The 23368-nt window shown below is 57.9% G+C and carries 19 protein-coding genes and 1 riboswitch; of the genes, 8 read left to right on the forward strand and 11 right to left on the reverse strand.

Translation table 11 applies throughout. The annotated features are described in order from the left end of the window. Positions 1 to 173: 173 nt before the first annotated feature. Positions 174 to 395 carry a 50S ribosomal protein L31 gene (rpmE, locus tag AC13DD_RS03680; RefSeq protein WP_008170804.1) on the reverse strand — a complete coding sequence of 74 codons (222 nt, stop codon included), beginning with the start codon at positions 393 to 395 and terminating at the stop codon, positions 174 to 176. A 263-nt stretch (positions 396 to 658) separates the two neighbouring features. Here rpmE and AC13DD_RS03685 point away from each other — a divergent pair, with 263 nt between their 5' ends. From AC13DD_RS03685 to hslU, 5 genes are all read left to right on the forward strand, one after another. Next, positions 659 to 2833 carry a primosomal protein N' gene (locus AC13DD_RS03685; RefSeq protein WP_085986433.1) on the forward strand — a complete coding sequence of 725 codons (2175 nt, stop codon included), beginning with the start codon at positions 659 to 661 and terminating at the stop codon, positions 2831 to 2833. Between the two features lie 131 nt (positions 2834 to 2964). Then, the gene (argS, locus tag AC13DD_RS03690) at positions 2965 to 4650 is read left to right on the forward strand and encodes an arginine--tRNA ligase (protein WP_273096140.1); all 1686 of its coding nucleotides are present in this window, start codon (positions 2965 to 2967) and stop codon (positions 4648 to 4650) included. Positions 4651 to 4655: 5 nt separating this feature from the next. Further along, entirely contained in the window at positions 4656 to 5294 is a 639-nt protein-coding gene (locus AC13DD_RS03695) for an SPOR domain-containing protein (protein ID WP_482930867.1), read from the forward strand. Positions 5295 to 5384: 90 nt separating this feature from the next. Next, positions 5385 to 5915 (forward strand): ATP-dependent protease subunit HslV, encoded by a 531-nt coding sequence (hslV, locus tag AC13DD_RS03700; protein ID WP_008170810.1) that lies wholly within the window; start codon positions 5385 to 5387, stop codon positions 5913 to 5915. 12 nt (positions 5916 to 5927) lie between these two features. After that, the gene (gene hslU, locus AC13DD_RS03705) at positions 5928 to 7256 is read left to right on the forward strand and encodes an ATP-dependent protease ATPase subunit HslU (RefSeq protein ID WP_092032952.1); all 1329 of its coding nucleotides are present in this window, start codon (positions 5928 to 5930) and stop codon (positions 7254 to 7256) included. A 53-nt stretch (positions 7257 to 7309) separates the two neighbouring features. On the opposite strand, the gene AC13DD_RS03710 is transcribed toward hslU, so the two are convergent. The 3 genes from AC13DD_RS03710 to AC13DD_RS03720 all read right to left on the reverse strand — a co-directional run bounded on the left by AC13DD_RS03710 (position 7310) and on the right by AC13DD_RS03720 (position 11526). Next, on the reverse strand, positions 7310 to 8551 hold the full coding sequence (locus AC13DD_RS03710; RefSeq protein WP_008170814.1) for a patatin-like phospholipase family protein: 1242 nt from the start codon (positions 8549 to 8551) through the stop codon (positions 7310 to 7312). Between the two features lie 122 nt (positions 8552 to 8673). After that, entirely contained in the window at positions 8674 to 10980 is a 2307-nt protein-coding gene (gene ptsP / locus AC13DD_RS03715) for a phosphoenolpyruvate--protein phosphotransferase (RefSeq protein WP_014576019.1), read from the reverse strand. Positions 10981 to 10995: 15 nt separating this feature from the next. Further along, a complete protein-coding gene (locus AC13DD_RS03720; RefSeq protein WP_041644941.1) occupies positions 10996 to 11526 on the reverse strand; it encodes an RNA pyrophosphohydrolase in 531 nt (176 codons plus the stop codon). A 173-nt stretch (positions 11527 to 11699) separates the two neighbouring features. On the opposite strand from AC13DD_RS03720, the gene AC13DD_RS03725 reads away from it, so the two are divergent. Beyond that, positions 11700 to 12356 (forward strand): histidinol-phosphatase, encoded by a 657-nt coding sequence (locus tag AC13DD_RS03725; RefSeq protein WP_053114358.1) that lies wholly within the window; start codon positions 11700 to 11702, stop codon positions 12354 to 12356. Positions 12357 to 12410: 54 nt separating this feature from the next. Here the strand turns inward: AC13DD_RS03725 and AC13DD_RS03730 are convergent, their stop codons facing one another. From AC13DD_RS03730 to AC13DD_RS03740, 3 genes are all read right to left on the reverse strand, one after another. Continuing rightward, positions 12411 to 13607 carry a class I SAM-dependent rRNA methyltransferase gene (locus AC13DD_RS03730; RefSeq protein ID WP_108019256.1) on the reverse strand — a complete coding sequence of 399 codons (1197 nt, stop codon included), beginning with the start codon at positions 13605 to 13607 and terminating at the stop codon, positions 12411 to 12413. A 193-nt stretch (positions 13608 to 13800) separates the two neighbouring features. Continuing rightward, positions 13801 to 14193, reverse strand: a complete 393-nt coding sequence (gene gcvH / locus AC13DD_RS03735; protein WP_008170823.1) for a glycine cleavage system protein GcvH — start codon at positions 14191 to 14193, stop codon at positions 13801 to 13803. Between the two features lie 46 nt (positions 14194 to 14239). Continuing rightward, complete coding sequence (locus tag AC13DD_RS03740; protein WP_104271659.1) at positions 14240 to 15130, reverse strand: LysR family transcriptional regulator; 891 nt, start codon at positions 15128 to 15130, stop codon at positions 14240 to 14242. A 119-nt stretch (positions 15131 to 15249) separates the two neighbouring features. Between AC13DD_RS03740 and metE the strand changes: the two genes are divergently transcribed. Beyond that, positions 15250 to 17529 carry a 5-methyltetrahydropteroyltriglutamate--homocysteine S-methyltransferase gene (gene metE, locus AC13DD_RS03745; RefSeq protein WP_008170826.1) on the forward strand — a complete coding sequence of 760 codons (2280 nt, stop codon included), beginning with the start codon at positions 15250 to 15252 and terminating at the stop codon, positions 17527 to 17529. On the opposite strand, the gene cpdA is transcribed toward metE, so the two are convergent. The 4 genes from cpdA to thiC all read right to left on the reverse strand — a co-directional run bounded on the left by cpdA (position 17523) and on the right by thiC (position 21573). Continuing rightward, entirely contained in the window at positions 17523 to 18329 is an 807-nt protein-coding gene (gene cpdA / locus AC13DD_RS03750; protein WP_008170828.1) for a 3',5'-cyclic-AMP phosphodiesterase, read from the reverse strand. The two genes, metE and cpdA, sit on opposite strands and share 7 nt — an antisense overlap. Before the next feature lie 202 nt (positions 18330 to 18531). After that, positions 18532 to 19017 (reverse strand): DUF1249 domain-containing protein, encoded by a 486-nt coding sequence (locus tag AC13DD_RS03755; protein ID WP_008170830.1) that lies wholly within the window; start codon positions 19015 to 19017, stop codon positions 18532 to 18534. Next, positions 19017 to 19634 (reverse strand): NUDIX domain-containing protein, encoded by a 618-nt coding sequence (locus AC13DD_RS03760; protein WP_008170832.1) that lies wholly within the window; start codon positions 19632 to 19634, stop codon positions 19017 to 19019. The genes AC13DD_RS03755 and AC13DD_RS03760 overlap by 1 nt, the downstream gene beginning before the upstream one ends. A 61-nt stretch (positions 19635 to 19695) precedes the next feature. Next, the gene (thiC, locus tag AC13DD_RS03765) at positions 19696 to 21573 is read right to left on the reverse strand and encodes a phosphomethylpyrimidine synthase ThiC (RefSeq protein WP_053114352.1); all 1878 of its coding nucleotides are present in this window, start codon (positions 21571 to 21573) and stop codon (positions 19696 to 19698) included. A gap of 77 nt (positions 21574 to 21650) precedes the next feature. Next, positions 21651 to 21764: riboswitch (TPP riboswitch) on the reverse strand. Positions 21765 to 21939: 175 nt separating this feature from the next. On the opposite strand from thiC, the gene AC13DD_RS03770 reads away from it, so the two are divergent. Next, complete coding sequence (locus tag AC13DD_RS03770; RefSeq protein ID WP_053114350.1) at positions 21940 to 23343, forward strand: TolC family outer membrane protein; 1404 nt, start codon at positions 21940 to 21942, stop codon at positions 23341 to 23343. Positions 23344 to 23368: the final 25 nt, after the last annotated feature.

Below are 23368 nucleotides of genomic sequence, written 5' to 3' on the forward strand. Positions count from 1 at the left end.
GGCTCACGGTTTACGCTCCACGCTTCCTCCCCACGGTCGGTCACCCTTCCGCAGTTGCGCTTCACTTCGTTCGCTGTGGCCAGCTCACGGGAGGACTTGCACCTCCAGGAGTGCGCCCGTGCCGGGCGCACCAAAAAAAGCGCCCGAAGGCGCTTTTCCCGAATCCAGCTCAATCAGTCTTTCTTGGCGCCGATGCGACCACCGAAACGCTTCTGGAAACGGTCGATACGACCACCGGTATCCATAACTTTCTGCTTGCCGGTGTAGAATGGGTGGCACTGGGAACACACATCCAGCTGCAGATCATGGGTGTAGGTAGAACGAGTCTTGAATGTATTACCGCAAGAGCAGGTCGCAGTAATCTCTTCGTACTTCGGGTGGATACCTTCTTTCATGGCGAACCTCGTTAGGTCATGCCGCTACCTGATCACGGGGCATCGAATCTGCCCAGGCGCCAGGCACCGCACGTTTGAATCAATTGAGAAGACGGGGCACAATCATGCCCTGCCGGAAACAGACCGCGAATCTTACTTGCAATTAGTTCTGCAGGCAAGCACCACACTGACTTCCGGACTCGCCCACCTTGGATTTCGCGGCAGGCCGCCGACTAGACAGGATAAGGAAAAACCGTGACACCCGTCATCCCGTGGAGCACTCAGTGCCGTTGATCGCACGCATTGCCTTGAATCGTCCCCTGCGTCGACTCTTCGATTACATTATCCCGGAAGGCCTTGAACTGACGCCTGGTCAGAGGGTGCGAATACCCTTTGGCCGGCAGCAGGCAACGGGTCTTGTTGTTCAGGTGGGCGTTGAGCCTCCTCCCGGCATCACTCTCAAGGCTGTGGCAGGGGCAATGGAAAACTGGCCTGCATTGCCCGTGGAAACCTTCAAGCTTCTCAGTTGGGCAAGCGACTATTACCAGCATCCGCTCGGCGAATGCCTGTTCACTGCCCTGCCCCCAGCACTCAGACGAGGGCGCATTGCAGAGGAAAAAAAGGATCAGTGGTGGCTGGCAATCGACAGCGGCTCGACGATTCCCGCGAATGCGCATAAACAAAAAGCCCTTTGGGATTGGCTGAACCAGCGATCCAACGGCGCCCCGACAACCGATATTCTGAGGGCGGGATTCAACCGGGCGCAACTCAAGGCACTGCAGGAGAAGCAACTGATCGAGGTTGTCTCGCCAGCCCGACCGGCGGATTTCAATGAAGCCCCCGAGCTGCTGGCCCGCCGACCCAGATTATCCGAGGCGCAGACATCTGCCGCCGAGCAGCTGGCTACCCCGGACGAAGGGTTTTCCGCCTTCCTTCTGTACGGCATCACCGGTAGCGGAAAAACCGAGATCTACCTTCATTACCTGAAAGAACACCTGGGAAATCAGGATCAGGCCCTGGTACTGGTTCCGGAGATCAATCTGACGCCCCAAACGGTCGCCCGATTCCAGCGCTATTTTGGCGCACGGATTGTCGTATGGCACTCAGCGCTGAACGACAGTGAACGTCTGACGACATGGCTGAAAGTGCGGAACGGCGAGCCCGTTATCCTTGTAGGTACGCGATCGGCTGCTTTGCTACCGTTCACCAACCTGCGAACCATCATTGTCGATGAAGAGCACGACAGCTCTTACAAGCAGGGTGAAGGTTTTCGGTACTCCGGCCGGGACCTGGCCGTCTACCGCGCACACCTGAACAAATGCCCCGTCATTCTGGGATCCGCCACTCCGTCGCTGGAATCCGTTCATAATGCAGAGCAGGCCAAATACCATCTGGTAAAGCTTGAAGAGCGCGCCGGCAATGCTGCGCCCCCGGTCATCAGCTTGCTGGATATCCGGAGTCGCCCATTGGAGGGCGGCCTCTCCCGCCCTGCCTTGAATGCCATCGAACAGATTCTGGCAAAAGGTGAGCAGGCGCTGGTTTTCGTCAATCGGCGAGGGTTTGCCCCGGTCATGATGTGCTTTGACTGCGGCCACATGGTTGAATGCCCGCGCTGCGACACTCGCCTGACCTACCACCGCCGGGACCGGGCGATGAGATGCCACCACTGCGACTACCAGACGGCGGCGACCGAGCAGTGCCCAAAGTGCAAGAGTGAGGCCTTCAAACCGGTTGGGCAGGGCACCGAGAGAACGGAGGACATTCTTGCCACGGCTTTCCCGGATACACCGGTGGTGCGAGTGGATCGCGACAGCACGCAGCGCAAAGGCAGCATCCAGGGCATCCTGAACCAGGTAAACACCGGCAAACCGTGCGTGCTTGTGGGCACCCAGATGCTGGCGAAAGGACACGACTTCCCGAATGTCACACTCGTGGTGGTGGTAAACGCGGATGGTGGGCTGTTCAGCGTGGACTTTCGCGCCCCCGAGCAACTCATACAGACCCTTCTGCAGGTCAGTGGCCGCGCCGGACGGGGCACAAAGCCCGGCAAAGTGCTTGTGCAAACCTGCCACAGCGACCACCCGCTGTTAAAGACACTGTGCGAAGGCCACTACCTCGACATCGCCGACCAACTCCTGAAAGAGCGGGAAGAAGGCCAATTCCCGCCATTCCGCGCCATGGCTATCTTCAGGGCAGAAGGCGACACCATGGAGAAAAGCTTGCAAGTGCTGGATACAATTAAGCCCCTCGCGAATACCACAGGCATCGAAACCTGGGGACCGTTGCCAGCCATGATTGCCCGGCGCGCCGACAAGCACCGCGCGCAACTGATCCTCAACGCCCGCAACCGGAAAAAGCTGAACAGCCTGCTTACCGGAATCTGTCAGGAACTGGACCAGAGAAAGCTGCCTGCCGGGGTCAAATGGATGATTGATGTTGATCCGCAGGAAACAGGATAATTTGAGCCGAGACTGCGGAATCCCGAGCCTTTTGCTTGCAGCCAAACTTTCCGCGATAATAGCCGCCTTCTGTTTTCAACGGGCCTCCTGCCCCGAATCCAATTCTCCTGTAAACCGAGTCATCTGACAGCATGAAAGAGACCGTTTCCGATCTGCTCCAGTCTGCACTGGCAGCACTCCAAGCCGATGGCACGCTGCCTGCGGACCAGTCCTTCACTCCACAGGTGGGCAATACCAAGGACAAGTCCCACGGCGATTATGCCTGCAACATTGCCCTGGTTGCCTCGAAAGCGGCTGGCTGCGCGCCCCGCAAACTGGCGGAGGCTCTGATCGAGAACCTGCCTGAGAGCAGTGCGGTGGAGAAGGTGGAGATTGCCGGGCCCGGTTTTATCAACTTCTTTATGAGCACTGCGAGTGCCTTCGAAGTGGTCAATACCATACTGGATGAAGGCGATCGTTTCGGCCGCAACAATCAGGGCCAGGGCGAAAAAGTTCAGGTGGAGTTTGTCTCGGCCAACCCCACAGGCCCCCTCCACGTTGGCCACGGCCGTGGCGCTGCGATCGGCGACTGCCTTTGCCGGCTGTTGGAAGCAAACGGTTACGATGTAACCCGGGAGTTCTACTACAACGACGCCGGGGCGCAGATTGATAACCTGGCGCTCTCAGTCCAGTCGCGGGTGAAAGGTCTGACGCCGGACGACGAAAGCTGGCCGGCGGACGGCTACCGGGGCGATTACATTGTTGATGTTGCCAAGGCCTACCTTGCCGGCGACACCGTTACTGCAGACGATCGGGAAGTGACCGCCAAGGCGGATCCGGAGGACCGCGATGCCATCCGCGAATTCGCCGTCGCCTACCTGCGGCGGGAGCAGGATCTGGACCTGAAAGCCTTCGGGGTTCAGTTCGATGTCTATTTCCTGGAATCCTCCCTGTACGAAGACGGCAAGGTCGAAGCCACGGTCAAACGCCTGCAGGAAAATGGCTACACCTACGAGCAGGATGGCGCCATGTGGCTGAAGACCACCGAGTTCGGCGATGACAAGGACCGGGTCATGCGCAAGAAGGATGGTGGTTACACCTACTTCCTGCCGGATGTCGCCTATCATCTGGACAAGTGGCAACGGGGCTTCACCACCGTGATTAACGAACAGGGAGCCGACCATCACTCAACCGTTACCCGCGTCCGCGCCGGCTTGCAGGCACTGAATGCTGGCATTCCTCAAGGCTGGCCTGATTACGTGCTGCACCAGATGGTAATGGTGACCCGCTCCGGCCAAGAGGTAAAAATCTCCAAACGCGCGGGCAGCTATGTCACAGTCCGGGACCTGATTGATGAAGTGGGCCGCGATGCCACCCGATTCTTCCTGGCCGCGCGCCGCGTCGATTCACAATTGACCTTCGATATCGATCTGGCTCGCTCCCAGACCAATGAAAACCCGGTCTATTACGTTCAGTATGCCCACGCGCGCATCTGCAGCGTGCTTCGAAAACTGGCCGAGGAAGGTGTCGAGCGCAGTCGCAACGAATGTATTGGCGACCTCTCTCTGCTGACGCTTGACGAGGAAAAGGACCTGGCCAACCAGCTGGCCAAGTATCCGGAGCTCATTGCCAATTCCGCCGCGCAACGTGAGCCGCACCATCTCACGCACTACCTGCGGGACCTGGCGGGCCAGTTCCATACGTATTACAACGCCCACAAGGTATTGATCGAAGATACGGCGATTCGTGATGCCAGGGTCAGCCTCTACCTTGCCATCCGGCAGGTTATTGCCAACGGCTTAGACCTGTTGGGCGTCAGCGCACCGGAAGAGATGTAACACGAATGTCCCGAGATTACGCCCGCAAGGACAGGCCCGCCAAAGCGTCGGCCACGTCGCGCACGAAACCGGCGAGGCAGACAAAGCCAAAAGCGGCCCGTCCAAAACCCAAGGCCAGTGCCCGTGCCCAGCACGGCAGCTTGTCACTCAAGTGGATTCTGTCCCTGGCTGCCGTGGGCGGCTTCATCGGGTTTATCTTTTATCTGAACTCCCTGCCTGCAAACCCGGGTTCGCAACCGCAAGCGGTCAGTGAGAAGCCGGCCCAGAAACCTGCGAAGACGCCCGCAGAGACCGCGAAGGAAGAGGAAAAACCCGGGTTCCGCTTCTACGAGATGCTGCCGGAATCCGAGGTGGTACCGCCGAAAGTCGAAGAATACACACCCGGACCGACACAAACGGATTTCAATTATCTGCTTCAGTCCGGCTCTTTCCGCAGCAAGGAGGACGCCGAACGACAGCGGGCCCAGATTGCCTTCCAGGGTTTGCGGGCAAGTACCCAGAGGATTGACCTGGACAACGGTTCGGTCTGGTACCGCGTCAACGTTGGCCCCTTCACCTCCCGAAGCCAGATGAACTCCGCCATCGACAAACTGGTTTCCCTGAATATCCAGCCACTGGTCCGGAAGATCCCCAAGGAAGGCTGATCTTTCGGGCCGGGTGCGAACACCTTGAATTCGCACCAGAAGCCTCCATAACAACGGGATACCAATTTCAATCAGGCAATTGGAGCCCAAATGACTACCATTCTTTCCGTCAGGCGCGATGACGAAGTTGCCATGGGTGGCGACGGCCAGGTTTCCCTCGGCAATACCGTAATGAAAGGCAATGCCCGGAAGGTTCGCCGCCTCTACAACGGCCAGGTGATCGCCGGCTTCGCGGGCGGTACCGCCGATGCCTTCACCCTGTTCGAGCGATTCGAAGCCCAGCTTGAAAAACACCAGGGCAACCTCACCAGGGCTGCGGTGGAATTGGCGAAAGACTGGCGAACTGACCGTGCGCTGCGCCGGCTCGAGGCCTTGCTGGCTGTAGCGGACAAAACCGCCTCGCTGATCATCACCGGCAACGGGGATGTGATCGAGCCGGAACAGGGCCTGATTGCCATCGGGTCTGGCGGGCCCTTTGCCCAGGCTTCAGCCCGGGCCTTGCTGGAAAACACAGACCTGTCCGCCCACGAGATAGTCGAGAAAGGTCTGGATATCGCCGCCGATATTTGTATCTACACCAACCACAATCGCACCCTTGAAGTGCTCTCCAAAAACGACTGATCCGGAGCGACCATGTCTGCAATGACTCCCCGTGAGATTGTCCACGAGCTCAACAAACACATCGTGGGCCAGGAAGAAGCCAAGCGGGCGGTGGCTATCGCCCTGAGAAATCGCTGGCGCCGGATGCAGCTGGACAGCAGCCTGCGCGATGAGATCACTCCCAAGAACATCCTGATGATCGGTCCCACGGGTGTGGGTAAAACCGAGATTGCCCGGCGCCTCGCAAAATTGGCCGATGCCCCGTTTCTGAAAGTGGAGGCCACCAAATTCACCGAAGTCGGCTACGTCGGCCGCGACGTGGAATCCATCATTCGTGATCTGGCGGATATGGCCGTCAAGATGCTGCGCGAAGCAGAAATGAAGCGTCACGAAGAACGGGCATTGGACGCGGCGGAAGAGCGCATCCTTGATGCACTGATCCCGCCGCCCCGGGATTTCGGTGAAGACAGCCAACGCAGTTCCGACTCCTCCACTCGCCAGCTGTTCCGGAAAAAACTCCGGGAGGGCGAACTGGATGACAAGGAAATCGAGATCGACCTGCGTAATTCCAACGCCGGAGTCGAAATTATGGCGCCTCCGGGCATGGAGGAGATGACCAATCAGCTGCAGAGCATGTTCTCCAACCTGTCTTCCGACAAGCGAAAAACACGGAAGATGAAGGTTTCTGACGCCCTCAAGCGGGCCAAGGAAGAAGAGGCTGCGAAGCTGGTCAACGAAGAAGAGATCAAGCAGAAAGCCATTCAGGCCGTCGAGCAGAATGGCATCGTGTTCGTGGACGAGATCGACAAGGTCGCCAAGCGATCCGAGAATACCTCGTCGGATGTTTCCCGCGAGGGCGTCCAGCGCGATCTGCTCCCGTTAATTGAGGGCAGCACCGTAAGCACGAAATACGGATCTGTGCGCACCGATCATATTCTGTTCATCGCTTCCGGCGCGTTCCACCTGTCCAAGCCCTCGGATCTGATTCCGGAGCTGCAAGGCCGCTTGCCGATCCGCGTTGAGCTTCAGGCACTGACACCCGAGGACTTCAAACGCATCCTGACCGAACCGGATGCCTCCCTGGTGCAGCAGTACGAAGCGCTGATGCTGACCGAAGGTGTGAAACTGACCTTCCGGGAGGATGCCATTGCACGTATCGCCGAGGTTGCCTGGAAGGTGAACGAGAGCACTGAAAACATCGGTGCCCGTCGGCTGCATACCGTCCTTGAGCGGTTGCTTGAAACCCTTTCCTTCGATGCCGGTGACAAGGTTACCGATGGCTTCGAGGTAACCGCCGAATACGTGGATGAAAAGCTTGGAGAGTTGTCCGAAGACGAGGATCTGAGCCGGTACATTCTGTAGGCGTGAGCGAGGGGGCAGATGACACAGTCATCTGCCCCCTCGCCTACTGAACATTATTGCGCCTTTGAAAAGAGGTGCGAAACGTTAGTCAAGCCACCCGCCAACCGGCCCTTCTCGGCTTTTTTCTTCCTGCCCTTGGCCACATACAGTGGCAGCATTTCGCCGTATAGACTGGTACTGATCGTCCGCTGCTCGTCTTCAAGGCGATCCCGGCGAAGCTTGATGCCATATTTCGCCAGCTTGGGCTCCAGCTGATCTGCGCGACTCAGAAGATCCCGCCGTGTCATCTGATAGGCGTGCTCACACACCATTCTACGGGACTGGAAGCTGAATACGTTGGAGAAGAACAGCTTGGCGTCGTCTCGGGTGGGTTCAAACAGCAGAATATCCTTGTCGGGATAATCCCGGGCATACTGGGCAATGCCCGACTGCATCCTTGAGTACACCATGGTCCTGAAGGTCTGTGACAGAACGTTTGGCATACCTGAGCGGGTCAGCTCGCCCGGCTTCATGGAGCCGGCCCGGACCGCCGCACTGGCGTCAATCGGCACCTGGGGATTCACGGCGAAAACCAGGTCGGCACCGTCTTCAAAAGCCACGGAGGCGTGCAAACCCTTGCGCAGCGTACCGTCCACATAATACCGCCCATCGATTTCCACTGGCACATACAACCCCGGTGAGGCAGTGCTGGCCTGAATAGCCTTGGAAATGGGCACATGATCAAAACCGGGAGCACCAAAGCAGACCGCTTCGGTACTCTCAACATCGGCAGCCACGATGTAGAGGCTGCGCTTGAGCTGACGGAAATCATTGGTGCGCCCAAGCATGGTGAAGGCCCGTTTGAGATACTCATGCAGGCCTTCGTTATCAAACAGCCCGGCCGGCGCTGCCTGGGCCAGAATGGTCATGGCTTCCAGCAGACTCTGATCGTAGGGGTTGTTGACGAAGCGACTCACTGCCGTCGAAACCAACCCGGGAATTGCCAGCAATCGACTGCCAATCTCCCGGAAAGCCGGGCGATAGAATACTTCCGGATGGAACGGGTGTACTTCCGCCTCGTTACGCACGAAAATTCGGCAAAGTTGCGCCGTGGTCATCTGGTTGGCGAGATTCGCCGCCACAAAAGAGCCGCCATTAACACCAACATAGACATCGATGTTGTTGAAATCGAGACCATCAAGTGCCTCATCCAGCGCCCGGAGCGCTCCGATTTCATAAATGCCGCCCAGAGGACCACCGCCACCAAGGGCAAGCCCGATGCGGGGAGCGGGTTTATGGTCAATTGGCGAGCTCATAGCCTTCCCTTTTCCGGATTAAGAATGCGGGTCCTTCAGGCAGACCGCCGGATAATTCCAGTTTCAAGATAACAACCGTATTTAGAGTGCGCACCCTATATTGCCCAAACCCGTACCTGCGATCAGGAAACGGCGGCCTCTGATACCGCCATAGCCGTCGACTTGCCGGGGCGCAGGTAACGGCCGAAGCCGGCATTACGCAACGCCAGGTCGACACAGCTCTTGATCACGTGAGGCGAGTCCAGTAACAACACATCCTCCAATAGCTGAATGGCCCACTCACGGCTGACACTGCGAATCACCGATTTGACCTTGGGCAAGCTGGCGGCGTTCATGGACAGGGAATCGTAACCCATGGCCATCAACAGCAGCGCACCGCCGGGATCACCCGCCAGTTCACCGCAGATGCCAACAGGCTTGCCCACCGAGTGAGCGTCCTGGGCGATTCGCACCAGCGCCTGGAGCACCGCCGGGTGATACGAGTGATAGAGCTGGGCAACCCGGGGATTGTTACGATCCACCGCCAGCAGATACTGGGTCAGGTCGTTGGAACCAACAGAGAGGAAGTCCACCCTGTCCGCCAGTTCCCGGATCTGGTAAACGGCAGCGGGGATTTCGACCATCACGCCCACCTTGGGCATGTGAATGTCGTAACCCTCTTCCCGAACCTCGTGGTACACCCGGTAAATCAGGTGCAGGGACTCCTCCACCTCCGAGATGTTGGAGATCATTGGCAGCATGATCTGGAGGTTGTTCAACCCCTCGCTGGCCTTGAGCATGGCCCGAACCTGAACCAGGAAGATCTCCGGGTGGTCGAGGGTAACGCGGATACCCCGCCAGCCCAGGAACGGGTTTTCCTCCTGGATCGGGAAATAGGTCAGCGCCTTGTCGCCGCCAATATCCAGCGTACGCATGGTAACGGGGCTCGGCGCGAAGGCTTCGAGCTGCTCCCGGTAATACTCTCGCTGCTCCTGCTCTGAGGGGAAGCGGTCCTTGATCATGAAGGGCACTTCGGTCCGGTAAAGACCGATACCCTCGGCACCGTGCGAGAGCGAGCGCACCACATCGGTCATCAACCCGGTGTTCACCAGCAGTGAGACCCGATGGTGATCGGTGGTTTCACAGGGCTTGTCCTTGAGAACTTCAAGCCCGCGAATAAGTTCGTCTTCTTCGTCGCAGATCGCCTGGTAGTAGGAGCGGAGGTCTGCCGATGGCGAAGCAAAAATCTGGCCCTCAAAGCCGTCTACGATCAGCTCCTTGCCGTCGAGCTGATTTACGGGAATATCGACCAGCCCCATAACAGTCGGCACGCCCATGGCGCGTGCCAGAATGGCGACATGAGAGTTACTGGAGCCTTTGACCGACACCAGACCCACCAGCTGCCCCTTGGGGACCTCGCCAAGCATGGCCGGTGTCAGCTCTTCGCTGACCAGGACCGTGCGCTCGGGGTAGTTCAGGTGTTTCTGCTCGCCTTCCTGCAGATGAGACAGCAGACGGCGGCCCAGGTCCCGGATATCAACAGCGCGTTCCTGCAGGTAATGATCGTCCATCATCTCGAAATGACGGATGTACTGCTGGACCACCTGCTTGAGAGCGCCCTGGGCCCAGATCCCTTCCCTGATCTTGTTCGACACCTCACCAGGCATGGCATCGTCGCCCAGCATTCTCAGATAGACATCGAACAGGGCCTGCTCTTCAGGACGCAGCTGCGAAGCCAACCGCTTGGCAACCCGCTCGATATCTTCCCTCACCGCTTTAACCGACGCTCCGAACAGGGCCAGTTCCTGATCAATATCGTCAGTCGGCTTTTCCGGAACCACATCAAGGTCAGCGGATGGATAAACGACAACGCCATTGCCGATGGCAACACCTGGAGCACCCGGCACGCCGTTAAAACTGACATCGTGTGCCTCCTCACCGGTCAGGGACAGGCCACTGATGGCGCCGGTGGCTTCACTATGGGCTATGACCCCCGCCAGCTGAGCGGAAACGGTTACCAGGAATGCCTCTTCGCCCTCATCAAAGCACCGGGAACTCTCCCTCTGCTGGACAACGAGCACACCCAACACCCGGCGATGGTGAATGATCGGAACACCCAGGAACGAGCGGAAGCGCTCCTCACCAGTCTCGGGGAAGTAACGATAGCGTGGATGGGAGGGCGCATCCTCGAGGTTGATAGGCTCCTCACGAGAGCCCACCAGGCCGACAAGACCCTCTGAATAGGCCAGGCTCACCTGGCCAACCGCCTTGCGGTAAAGGCCTTCGGTGGCCATCAAAATGTAGCGGTTGGTGGCAGGGTCAAGCAGGTAGACGGAACAGACCTCGGTTCCCATGGCTTTCTGCACCCGCGATACAATGATATCCAGCGCCTCCTGCAGATCGCGGGCGCTGTTTACCTCTTGTACTAGACTTCGCAGAATGCTCAGCATGGCGGTGTCAGTCCGTCATTTCTGGTGTTCCTGTAAACGCCGATTCTGCTCCGCCCTGTGCCACTGCTCCATGTTGTAGAACAGTCGCGGCGCAAGCTCTCTCAGCGCGCGTCGATACACTTCTCGCTTGAATGAAACCACCTGCCCCAACGGATACCAGTAGCTTACCCACTGCCAGCCGTCGAACTCCGGTGAATCCGTACCGTCCACGCAAACCTGCGCGTCCGGCGATAACATCCTCAGCAGGAACCATTTCTGTTTTTGGCCCACACAAACGGGGTGGGAGTTTTGGCGTACCATCCTCCTCGGGAGTCGATACCTCAGCCATCCTCGCGTGCAGCTGATGATTTCCACATCGTTTGCACAGAGGCCGATTTCCTCTCCAAGCTCCCGGTACAGCGCATCCTCGGGGGATTCATCATGTTTGATGCCACCCTGGGGAAACTGCCAGGAGTCCTGCCCTATTCGCCTTGCCCAGAGAACTTCTCCTCTGTGATTGGCCAGAATGATTCCGACGTTGGGTCTGAAACCGTCTGAATCGATCACGGCACAGTCCTCTCAAAAGTCGGTTGACCGGTACAAAAATTCACCGGTCGGATTTGTCCAAGTTGCTCTCATTCTTACAGAATCCCAAGGGTTCGGCAAACGGAGCCGTTGGGGACAGGTCATGATAGACTTGGCGTTTTACTGCAAGCCCTGTGATCACCGGAGGTAGCCGCTTGACGCTCGCAATTTTTGATCTCGACAACACCCTTTTAGCCGGAGACAGCGACCACGCCTGGGGCGAATTTCTGGTGGAGGAAGGCATTGTCGATGCCGAGGAATACCGCCTTGCCAACGACCGCTTCTATCAGGAATACCTGAACGGCGAGCTGGATATTCTGCACTACCTGGGGTTTGCCCTTCAGCCTTTGGCCAGTCACAACATGGAAGAGCTACTGGCGTGGCGGGAAGCCTTTATGGAGAAAAAAGTACGCCCCATGATGCAGGCCACTGCGAATACGCTGCTGGACAGCCACCGGGAGCAGGGTCACACCCTGATGATCATCACCGCCACCAACCGTTTTGTGACTGAACCCATTGCCGAGGCCCTCGGCATCGAACATCTGATTGCCACCGAGCCCGAGCTTGTCAACGGCCGTTATACAGGCGAAGTGGCCGGCACTCCGAGCTTTCAGGATGGCAAAGTCGCGCGACTGGATGACTGGCTGAGTGCCCATAACAGGACACTCGAGGGGGCCTGGTTCTACAGCGACTCCCACAATGACTTGCCGCTGCTGAAAAAAGTGGACAACCCGGTAGCCGTCGACCCGGACCCGACCCTGGAGCAATTTGCCCGGGACAACGGCTGGAAAGTGATGTCACTGAGAGGCTGAAATGTGAATATGGGGTCAGATGAAAGCTTTCATCTGACCCCGACTTCAAATGCTTCAGAAGAAGCCTGTTAGTGAGCGTACAAAGCAGGACTTGATGTAATCGGTCTCGGGGATGCCCGGAATCACCGGGTGATCCGGAGCCTGATGCCCCTGCTCGAGCAACTGGACAAAGCGGTCGATCTTGCGGCCGCTGCCTCGAATGATGTCCACCAGCTTCTCCTGCGAGAGATGCATCGAACAGGACGCGGAAACCAGTATCCCATCGCGCTCCAGCAACCGCAGACCGAGCTGGTTCAGCCGGGCATAGGCCTCTTCACCCGCCTTCTGGTCCCTGCGCCGGGGAATCAGTGCCGGCGGATCGAGAACCACCACATCAAACTTCTCCTTCTCATCCGCCAGCGCCTTCAGGGCTTCGAAAGCATCGCCCTCAATGGTTTCCACATTGTCCAGGCCGTTGAGTCTGGCGTTGTGGTGGACCGAATCAATGGCACTGGCCGAACTGTCCACACAGGTCACCTGGGTGGCCCCCGCACAGGCTGCCTGGATACCCCAGCCACCAACGTAACTGAACACATCCAGGACCCGCTTACCCGGCGCATAAGCCTGCAAACGGGCACGGTTCATCCGATGATCGTAAAACCAGCCCGTCTTCTGGCCGCCTTCCAACGGCACCTCGAACCGGACACCGTTCTCCTCCACCTCCAGCAGACTCACCGCAGCGCCATGGGCCTGCTCCACGTAGGTATCCAGCCCCTCCACCTTGCGCATCTTGCCATCGTTCTTGAGGATGATCGCCTCAGGGTGCACCAGCCGCTGGACTGCCCGAACAACTGCCTCCTTCATCGCTTCCATACCGGCCGTGGAAATCTGCACCACCACCGTGGAATCAAACCGGTCAATCACCAGCCCCGAAAGCCCGTCACTGTCGCCAAACACCCAACGGTAAAACGGCTTGTCGAAAAGCCGTTCTCTGAGCGCAAGCGCAGCCTCCATCCGCTGGGTCAACCGCTGGGGCGTCATACCGTGGCCCGGATCCCGACTGATCAGCCGGCCACAAATCAGCGCATGGGGATTAACGAACACTGTACCCAGAGGCTTGTCGTTCGACGCCCGAAGCTCCGCCTGAACACCGGCCTCGAATTCCGTCAGCGGACTGCGGCGGGTGTCCACCTCATTGCTGTAAACCCATAGATGGCCAGCACGGAGACGGCGCTCTGCGCCTTTTCGAAGATACAGAACCGGAAAATTCATAAAGACCACCTGGAAAGGAAAGACAGGGATTATACAAGATGAGTTGAAACTGATACCGATGTATGACGGGCTGACGGGGCGGGCCTTCCAAAACTGTGCGGAGCCAGGGATGGCGGAGCCAAGCGTACAGGGACGTATTCACAGCGTGTTTTGGAAGGCCCGCCCCGTCAGGCCAGCCTCCCAAGCGGAAGTGTTATTCCTCGGCCGCCACATGCTCCGCATAAGCTGTAGAATCCATCAGGCCATCCAGCTCACCAGCATCCTCAAGCCGCACCTTGTAAAGCCAGCCGTCACCGTAGGGATCTTCGTTGACCTTCTCCGGCTCGTCCTCAAGGCTCTCATTCACCTCGATAACCTCACCGGTCACCGGGCTGAACACATCCGAAGCCGACTTCACAGACTCAGCGACTCCGGCTTCCTCTCCACCGTTAACCGTTGCGCCCACATCCGGAACACCGATGTATACCACATCACCCAGTTGCTCCTGGGCAAAATCCGTAATACCGACAGTCGCCGTGCCATCGTCTGACACGCGAACCCATTGATGGGTCTCAATGTATTTCAGGTCTGCGGGTATCTCACTCATAGTCTGGTTTCCTGAACGAATTTTTTGCGCAGTTTAACTGAAGAGGTTAATTCCAGCGAACCTCACGTGCCAGCTTCATGAACGAATTCAGGTAATCCACCTCCCGATCCCGCTCACGAAGTCCCAAAAAGATCTGTTTCGGAATCCCCGTTTCCCCGAGCTGAACCGGCCGAACCGGAATCCGGGTACCGTAATCCTCGACCAGCCAGCGTGGGAGCGCGGCCACCCCGCGCCCTGCCGCAACCATTTGCAACATGATATCGGTGGTCTCGATGGTTTTGTGCCGCGCGGGACTGGCGTGGGCCGGAAGCAAGAACCGCGTGTAGATATCCAGACGTTCGATTTCCACCGGGTAGGTGATCAGGGTTTCTTTCTCCAGATCCCCGGGTTCAGCCCAGGCCTTGTCCGCCAGAGCATGGTCCGCGGCCACCACCAACACCTGCTCGTAGTCGAACACCGGCTCGAAAACCAGGCCCGGGCGCTGCAGGGGGTCCGGAGTTACCAGCATGTCGATGTCGTGACCGAACAGGGCGCCAATGCCGCCAAACTGGAATTTCTGTTTTACATCCACATCCACCCCGGGCCAGCCCTCCAGATAGGGCCCGACTACTTTCAACAGCCATTGATAGCAGGGATGGCACTCCATTCCGATACGCAGCGTGCCACGCTGCCCCCTGGCAAACTGGCCGATCAGCATCTCCGCGTGCTCCATCTGCGGCAGCAGCCTGTTGGCCAGCGAAAGCAGGTATTCCCCCGACTGGGTCAGTCGCAACTGCCGCCCTTCCCGCACCCAGATGTCGGTACCAAACTGGTGTTCCAGCTTACGGATGGAATGGCTGAGGGCAGATTGCGTCAAGTGCAGGCACTCGGCGGCCGCCGTCAAAGACCCCTGCTGATTCACTGCCCGGAGAATTTCCAGATGGCTTCGCTCGATCATTATCACCCTTCGCATGAGCAATATTCATTGATCTCTGAAATAATACCATTATTTTTCATTCCGCCAGGTGGATATTCTGCACTTTCTTCAAAATCACGAAATCAAGCAGAGGACACACCATGGTAACCACCCACAATCTCGGCTTCCCACGAATCGGGGCCCGCCGCGAGCTGAAGTTTGCCCAGGAAGCCTTCTGGAAAGGCCGGATAAACGAGGAGGATCTGCAGATTACCGGTGCCGATCTCCGGCGCAGGCATTGGCAGAACCAACGCCCACTGGACCGAGTGCCCGTCGGAGACTTCTCCTTTTACGATCAGATACTGGATATGAGTGTCACCCTGGGCAACCTGCCTGAGCGGGTGAACGACACCAAAGGCAGCGAACTCGACCGTTATTTCCGGGTAGCCCGGGGGCGTTCCGGGCAGGAATCAGCCTGCTGTGGTGTTCAGGCAGGGGAAATGACCAAATGGTTCGACACCAACTATCACTACATCGTGCCCGAGTTCCACCAAAACACCCGCTTTCGACTCAATGGCAACCGACTAATCGATCAGATCGACGAGGCGCGAGCCCAAGGATTAACACCAAAGCCGGTGATTATCGGCCCCGTCACCTATCTCTGGCTTGGCAAAGCCAAAGACGACAGCGACCGACTATTGCTGCTGGAGTCTTTACTGCCCGTGTACTCAGAGCTTCTGGAACTGTTAGCAGACCGTGGCGTTGAGTGGGTTCAGGTAGACGAACCCGCGCTTGTGACCGACCTGGATGCGGACTGGCGCCACGCCTTCAGCCTCGCTTATCACCACCTCAAGACAAGCACGCCGAAGTTGTTGGTAACCACTTACTTCGGTGAATTGCGAGAAAATCTGCAGCTGGCCTGTGAATTACCCGTGGCCGGATTGCACCTCGATGCCATCAGTGCCCCACAGGAAGTCCCCCGTGTGGTCGACTGGCTACCGCCCCACAAGCAACTTTCTTTGGGCGTTATCAATGGCCGGAATATCTGGCGATCGGATCTGGAGAAGACCCTCGACTGGCTCGAACCGGTCTATGAAAAGTTGGGGAATCGTCTCTGGCTCGCGCCATCCTGCTCACTGATTCATGTGCCTGTCGATCTAACGAGTGAAGACAAGCTTGACCCGGAAATCCGCAGCTGGCTGGCATTCGCCGTCCAGAAACTGGATGAACTGAAGACTCTCGCCACAGCGTTGAGTAATGGAAGAGCGGCCGTTCGCGAACAACTGGCGGAATCGACGGTAGCCGTCAACAGTCGGGCAACATCCGAACAAGTTCACAGCGCTTCTGTGCAGGCCCGTCTCGCCGACGTCAGCCCGGCACTCGGTCAGCGGCAAAGCCGTTTCCCGGACCGCATCGCCATACAGCAACGGAAGCTTGGCCTACCCCGCTTCCCGACAACCACCATCGGGTCCTTTCCCCAAACACGGGATATCCGCCAGACCCGCTTGCAGTTCCGAAAGGGTGAGCTAACGGAGCCGCAATACAACGCCCGGATTCGCGAAGAGGTTCGTCGCTGCATTGTCGAGCAGGAGGCCCTGGGGCTCGATGTGCTTGTTCACGGCGAAGCCGAGCGAAACGACATGGTCGAATATTTCGGCGAACAACTGGACGGCTATGCCTTCAGTCAGTTCGGGTGGGTTCAGTCCTACGGCTCGCGATGCGTGAAACCACCCATCCTGTTCGGAGACATATCTCGCCCGAAAGCCATGACCGTCGAATGGATCCGCTATGCCCAGTCGCTCACGAAAAAGCCTCTGAAGGGCATGCTGACCGGACCTGTCACCATCCTCAACTGGTCGTTCGTGCGGGACGACCAGCCACGGCGAGAGACCTGCCTTCAACTGGCACTGGCCATCCGGGAGGAGGTGCTGGATCTGGAGGCCTCGGGCGCCCGAATTATCCAGATCGATGAAGCCGCCCTTCGGGAGGGCTTGCCGCTGCGGCAAGCCGATTGGAAGAACTATCTGGACTGGGCCATCGAGTCATTCCGGATATCTGCCAACGGCGTTCGAGACGAAACCCAGATCCACACCCACATGTGCTATTCGGAGTTCAACGACATTATCGAAGCCATCGCCCGGATGGACGCTGATGTGATTACCATCGAGACCTCCCGGTCGGACATGGAGCTTCTCGATGCCTTCCGTGGTTTCCATTACCCGAACGACATCGGGCCCGGTGTCTATGACATACACTCGCCGAATATTCCCGACAGCGAGCAGATTCGATCATTGATGATAAAGGCGGCAGAGCGGATACCAGCAGAGCGGCTATGGGTGAACCCAGACTGTGGCCTGAAGACCCGTCAGTGGGAGGAGGTCCGCCCTGCCCTGAAAGGCATGGTCGCCGCCGCTCGGGAACTCAGAGAAAGTATTCAGTAACCGGAACTGTTCTGATCCAGCTCGAACTGGAAATCCTCGGCCCGGCGGACTTCCGTTGCGAAGTCGCCATAATCGTGGAATTCGAACCAGCGGTAACCGGGCGGTAAATCCTCAACCGAGAACTTACTGGAACCGGAAGTAAACTGGATGCAGGTGGACGGCGTGGCCAACAGCTGCACGCCGTTGCGCTCGCGCTCGTGCTCCTGATGGATATGCCCCCACAACACGATCCTGACCTGAGGAAATCGATCTAGCACCTGCCAGAACGCATCGCGATTGGTTAGGCCAATTTTCTCCATCCAGTCGGAGCCGATATCCACCGGATGATGATGGAGTGCAATCACTGCCGGTATGTCCGGATGTTGCTCAAGCGTCTCCGAGAGGAACGCCAGTTCGGATTCAGCCAAAGCGCCGAAAACCTTGCCGGGCACAGAGGAATCCAGCATCACAAACTGCCAGCCACCCTGAATCACGTGACGATCAGAAGCGTTGTACTCGCGAGAAACCTGGAGCAGGTTATCGATATGATCGTGATTACCAGCGATCCAGACTGAGGGACAGGAGAAAGACTTCAGGCTCTCACCAAAGACTCGGTACGCTTCCACCGACCCGTCTTGAGCGAGATCCCCGGTAGCCAGAATCAGATCCGGCTGACCGTGCACTTTCAATACCTCTGCAATAACCGCCTGCAGGCTTTCCCGGGTTCTAACGCCCAACAGATCTCCGTCGGCACGCGCCATCAGGTGCGGATCAGTCAGCTGCAGTACCCGCAGTGGCCGGTTTTTTTCCTTCGTGGTCATGGCGTTCTGGATCTACTCGCTGGCAATACGTGGTCTGATAACAAGTGTACGACGCCGATTCACAGATTTATCACTTTCGAATCGAACCCGGGTCACATTCTGGCAAGGCTTAGACGATATATTGCAATTTTTGACAACTATGGCACATCGGTGCGCCATAGCCACACCACTTTAGTACAGGATAAGCGTGTATCGAACCGCCTCAGTCGACGCCTTCGCCGGCAGACCAGGCTGCATGTTCCATGGGCAGGTGACCAAACCTGAGACAGTAATCCAGCCAATCGGCGAGGAAGCCGTTGACCTGGACCTTTTCATCCGGATGGTGCATGAAGCGATTGGGGTAATCGTTGACGGGAGCAATCTGGCGATCACGGTAGCAGCTGATCACTTCCGCCATGCTGGCGTCGTGGTAGACCCGTACGGTCATTTGAGGGTTGTTTAACCAACGACCGGAATTATGGACCTGCTCAAGCAACAGGGTTTCGGTGAACTTTGCTGTCTGGAGCACCTGAATCCGGACTCGTCCCAGGTAGTGGTTCTCCCGATGCAGCTCGAACTCGCACACGGGCTTGCCGTCCACCTCCAGCTGCCTCAGCTTACGGAGCCGCTGATAGTTTCCGTCACACAAGGCGCCGAGCTGTCTGAGATCCGGAACATACCGCCTGGGTTTCATGGTCCACTCGCCCATCACTGCCACCCTTTCCTCAAACGGGCCCGATTCAGCTCGAGCCACTGCAGGGCTATAATGGCGGCCGCGTTGTTGATGCGACCATCGTGGATCATCGCTATGGCGTCGTCGGATGACACCACATGGGCACGGATATCCTCATGTTCATGTTCCATACCATACAGACCACCGGCATCCGCGGTGCTGACACACCCGCAATAAAGGTGAATCATTTCCGTGCTGCCGCCGGGTGACACCAGGTAATCGCAGATTTTTTCCAGCGGCTCAAAGGTAAGTCCGGCCTCTTCCTGGCCCTCGCGTTGAGCGACTTCTTCAGGGCTCTCGCCGTCTTCGTTCATACCAGCCACCAGCTCCAGCAGCCACGGCGACTGGTCACGACCCAGGGCACCAAGACGGAACTGCTCAAGAAGGACTACCTCGTCCCGTTCCGGGTCGTAGGGAAGTACACAGGTGGCATCGCCACGAATGAAGAGTTCTCGGGTAAACACCGGCATGTCCCGGCCGTCAAAACGCGGATGGGTCAACCAGAGCTTATCCATGCGGAAGAAGCCCTGGAAGACGGTTTCACGTTTTTCGACGTTGACGTCGTCGGCGTTGAACTGGAACGGTTTGGCCATTTTTTGTCCGGTCGTTGAATCGACTTGGAACGATAGCCTTTAGTTGGGTATTACTTCAAGTTCAAACCTTGTCGTAAAGCTTACTCCCGGACTCCACGAACTCGCGGGATTTCTCCTGCATGCCGGCATCCACTGCCGACACCTCATCCAGGCCGTGCTCCTTCGCATAATCCCGAACTTCCTGGGAAATCTGCATGGAGCAGAACTTCGGTCCGCACATGGAACAGAAATGCGCCACCTTGGCGGATTCCTTCGGCAGGGTCTCATCGTGGTAGGCGCGAGCCGTATCCGGGTCCAGACCGAGGTTGAACTGGTCTTCCCAACGGAATTCGAAACGGGCCTTGGAGAGCGCATTATCGCGAATCTGGGCACCCGGGTGCCCCTTCGCCAGGTCCGCGGCGTGGGCGGCGATCTTGTAGGTGATGATACCGGTTTTCACATCATCCTTGTTGGGCAGGCCAAGGTGCTCCTTGGGTGTGACGTAGCAAAGCATGGCGCAGCCATACCAGCCGATCATGGCGGCACCAATACCGGACGTGATGTGATCGTAGCCCGGCGCAATATCGGTAATCAGCGGGCCCAGGGTGTAGAACGGCGCTTCGTCGCAACATTCGAGCTGCTTGTCCATATTCTCTTTCACCAGATGCATGGGCACATGGCCGGGGCCTTCAATCATGCACTGCACATCGTGTTTCCAGGCGATCTTGGTGAGCTCACCGAGGGTTTCCAGTTCGCCGAACTGGGCTGCGTCGTTGGCGTCGGCGATGGAGCCGGGGCGCAGGCCGTCGCCAAGGCTGAAAGAGACATCGTAGGCTTTCATGATTTCGCAGATGTCTTCGAAGTGCTCGTACAGGAAGCTTTCCTTGTGGTGAGCCAGGCACCATTTGGCCATGATCGAACCACCCCGGGAGACGATGCCTGTGGTGCGCTTGGCAGTCATAGGCACATGGTGCAGGCGGACGCCCGCATGGATGGTGAAGTAATCCACGCCCTGCTCGGCCTGTTCGATCAGGGTATCCCGGAAGATTTCCCAGGTCAGGTCCTCGGCCACGCCGCCGACTTTTTCCAGGGCCTGGTAAATCGGCACGGTGCCGATGGGTACCGGGGAGTTGCGGATGATCCATTCCCGGGTCTCGTGAATGTTCTTGCCGGTAGACAGGTCCATGATGGTATCGGCGCCCCAGCGGATGCCCCAGGTCAGTTTCTCGACTTCTTCCTCAATGGAGGAGCTGACCGCTGAGTTGCCAATGTTGCCGTTAATCTTCACCAGAAAGTTACGGCCAATGATCATCGGCTCGGATTCCGGGTGATTGATGTTCGCGGGGATAATGGCGCGGCCGCGAGCCACTTCGTCCCGGACGAATTCGGGGGTAATCTGGTCCGGCAGGCCCGCACCGAAGGACTGTCCGGGATGCTGGTCTTTCAGCAGACCCTGTTCCCGGGCCTCCTGCAGCTTCATGTTTTCACGGATGGCGATGTACTCCATCTCCGGGGTCACGATACCCTGCCGGGCGTAGTGCATCTGGGAAACGTTTTGGCCAGGTTTGGCCCGTAGCGGTTTTCGCTCGTCCATGAACCTCAGCGGGTCAAGCTGGGGGTCTTTCATGCGGCGGCGGGTGAACCCGGAAGAGTAGTCCGGAAGCTGCTCCACATCACCGCGTTCGGCGATCCAGGCGGCGCGGACTTGTTTGAGACCTTTACGAAGATCAATAGCAGCTTCAGGATCTGTGTACGGGCCGGACGTATCGTACACAACCACCGGAGGGTTCGGCTCGCCGCCCATCTCCGTGGGCGTGTCCTGCACGGTAATTTCCCGCATAGGTACCCGCAGATCGGATCGGCTACCCTGCACGTATACTTTTCGTGAGCCTGATAATGGTTTGATGGCGGCGGAATCCGCCGCTGCGGATTCACTGAGATAGGCTGGCAAGTCCGTCATGGTCTGCTCCCGGTATTGGAGGGTTGTCGGGTCGCGTATGACGGGCCTTCCGGTACGGAAGAGGCTGGAACCAGCACGTTTTGAATGGTCTTAATCCCTACGCCGGCATTATCCGGATCAGGTTGCGGGTTCCGCACTGCAATCTCAGCCAACCACCGGTTTTCGGTGTATCAGCACCCCGTCAAGACGCGAACTGCTCACAAAATGAGTGAACTCTGCAAGTGTAGAGGCGGAGGCGTTTATTGTCCATAATGAGCAACCAATACCTTTGGGTCACCGTCGGCACCGGCCCATACCTTGAATACATGCCTTCCGAACCCCCTATCCAGATCAGGGATACCCGGAGATAGTTTGTCAGGAGAAGCAATGAATAAGCGTTTACTTCCAGGATTGATCAGCCTGCTCGCAGCCCAGCCTGCGTTCTCTCTGGATCTGATGGAAACCTATGAAAAGGCACTGTCCTATGACTCCGGCATTGCCTCGTCCCTGGCGCAGTTCCAGGCACAGCAGGCAACCAGCGATGTCAGCAAGAGCGCCCTGCTGCCCAAAATCTCGGCGGTTGGGTCAGCAAGCTACACAAGTTTCGAGCCCAGGAATATACCCGGGGGGGCAAACGCCGATGAACTGACGCGGCAACTCTTCTCGGGAGACAGTTATCGCACCTACCGCTACGGAATCGAACTGACTCAGCCACTGTTCCGGGCTCAAGACTGGTTCAGCTATGAGGCCAGCCAGTTCCAGACCGAGGCGGCCGAGGCCCAGTACAACCTGGCCCAGCAACAGCTGATTCTTGATGTAGCAACCGCCTACTTCGATGTCTTGCGCGCCAAAGACACCGTCACAACCGCCAAAGCAACTGAAACGGCCATCCAGCGCCAGTACGAACAGGCCCAGGAACGGTTTGACGTGGGGCTCATTGCCATCACCGAAGTCTATGAGGCGCGTGCCAGCTACGACGATGCCAGAAGCCAGCGCATCGCCGCCGACAACGACCTCAATGTGGCCAAAGAACAACTGGCCCGGTTAACCGGAGAATATCCGGACGCCATGGAAAATCTCAGGCAGAATTTTCCGCTCGGGCGCCCGGAGCCTATGGATCCAACTTCCTGGGAAACAACCGCCGTGGAGCAGAACTGGTCCATTCAGGCGGCCCAGAGACAGTTCAGTGCCAGCGAAGCCAGCCTGAAAGCGGCAAAGTCTGATCATTTACCAACTCTTGAGCTGAGCGCCTCCTACCAGGAAACCAGTCTGGAGAACGCCCTTTTTACTCAGCAAGAAGGCAACCAATCGATTGTCTCACTGTCACTGACCATCCCGTTCTACACGGGCGGCGGCACCCAGGCCGGCGTCCGGGAACAGCGCTCGCTGCTCACCGCCGCCGAACAGGACCTGAATACGGTGCGCCGGGACGTACGGGTGAATACCCGGAGCCTGTTCCTGACGGTCAACAACAATATAGAGACCGCTTCCGCCCTGGAACAGACCATCATCTCTCGCCGCAGCGCCCTCGACGCCACCCGCGCCGGCTATGAGGTTGGAACGCGCAATATTGTGGAAGTACTGGATGCGGAACGGGCCTACTACGTAGCCCTGAGAGATTACGCCAACGCCCGCTATGATTACCTGATCAACTCGCTTCAGCTCAAACAGGCCGCCGGAACCCTGACCCCTCGGGACCTGATCGACCTGAACAACTGGCTGAGCGCCGCTGCACCCGGCATCGGGGCGCTGGCCAACGAGAAGAAAACCTTGGACGATCCTACCCAGTAACCACCAGGGCGGGCCCGAAGGCTCG

It is taken from the genome of Marinobacter sp. L-13 (assembly GCF_056857715.1).

What these genes read in the sequence shown, in the direction of transcription:
- rpmE (WP_008170804.1), bottom strand. Translation starts at nt 395, where the DNA reads ATGAAAGAAGGTATCCACCCGAAGTACGAAGAGATTACTGCGACCTGC.
- argS (WP_273096140.1), top strand. Translation starts at nt 2,965, where the DNA reads ATGAAAGAGACCGTTTCCGATCTGCTCCAGTCTGCACTGGCAGCACTC.
- AC13DD_RS03695 (WP_482930867.1), top strand. Translation starts at nt 4,656, where the DNA reads ATGTCCCGAGATTACGCCCGCAAGGACAGGCCCGCCAAAGCGTCGGCC.
- hslV (WP_008170810.1), top strand. Translation starts at nt 5,385, where the DNA reads ATGACTACCATTCTTTCCGTCAGGCGCGATGACGAAGTTGCCATGGGT.
- hslU (WP_092032952.1), top strand. Translation starts at nt 5,928, where the DNA reads ATGTCTGCAATGACTCCCCGTGAGATTGTCCACGAGCTCAACAAACAC.
- AC13DD_RS03710 (WP_008170814.1), bottom strand. Translation starts at nt 8,551, where the DNA reads ATGAGCTCGCCAATTGACCATAAACCCGCTCCCCGCATCGGGCTTGCC.
- ptsP (WP_014576019.1), bottom strand. Translation starts at nt 10,980, where the DNA reads ATGCTGAGCATTCTGCGAAGTCTAGTACAAGAGGTAAACAGCGCCCGC.
- AC13DD_RS03730 (WP_108019256.1), bottom strand. Translation starts at nt 13,607, where the DNA reads ATGAATTTTCCGGTTCTGTATCTTCGAAAAGGCGCAGAGCGCCGTCTC.
- gcvH (WP_008170823.1), bottom strand. Translation starts at nt 14,193, where the DNA reads ATGAGTGAGATACCCGCAGACCTGAAATACATTGAGACCCATCAATGG.
- AC13DD_RS03740 (WP_104271659.1), bottom strand. Translation starts at nt 15,130, where the DNA reads ATGATCGAGCGAAGCCATCTGGAAATTCTCCGGGCAGTGAATCAGCAG.
- metE (WP_008170826.1), top strand. Translation starts at nt 15,250, where the DNA reads ATGGTAACCACCCACAATCTCGGCTTCCCACGAATCGGGGCCCGCCGC.
- cpdA (WP_008170828.1), bottom strand. Translation starts at nt 18,329, where the DNA reads ATGACCACGAAGGAAAAAAACCGGCCACTGCGGGTACTGCAGCTGACT.
- AC13DD_RS03755 (WP_008170830.1), bottom strand. Translation starts at nt 19,017, where the DNA reads ATGGGCGAGTGGACCATGAAACCCAGGCGGTATGTTCCGGATCTCAGA.
- AC13DD_RS03760 (WP_008170832.1), bottom strand. Translation starts at nt 19,634, where the DNA reads ATGGCCAAACCGTTCCAGTTCAACGCCGACGACGTCAACGTCGAAAAA.
- thiC (WP_053114352.1), bottom strand. Translation starts at nt 21,573, where the DNA reads ATGACGGACTTGCCAGCCTATCTCAGTGAATCCGCAGCGGCGGATTCC.
- AC13DD_RS03770 (WP_053114350.1), top strand. Translation starts at nt 21,940, where the DNA reads ATGAATAAGCGTTTACTTCCAGGATTGATCAGCCTGCTCGCAGCCCAG.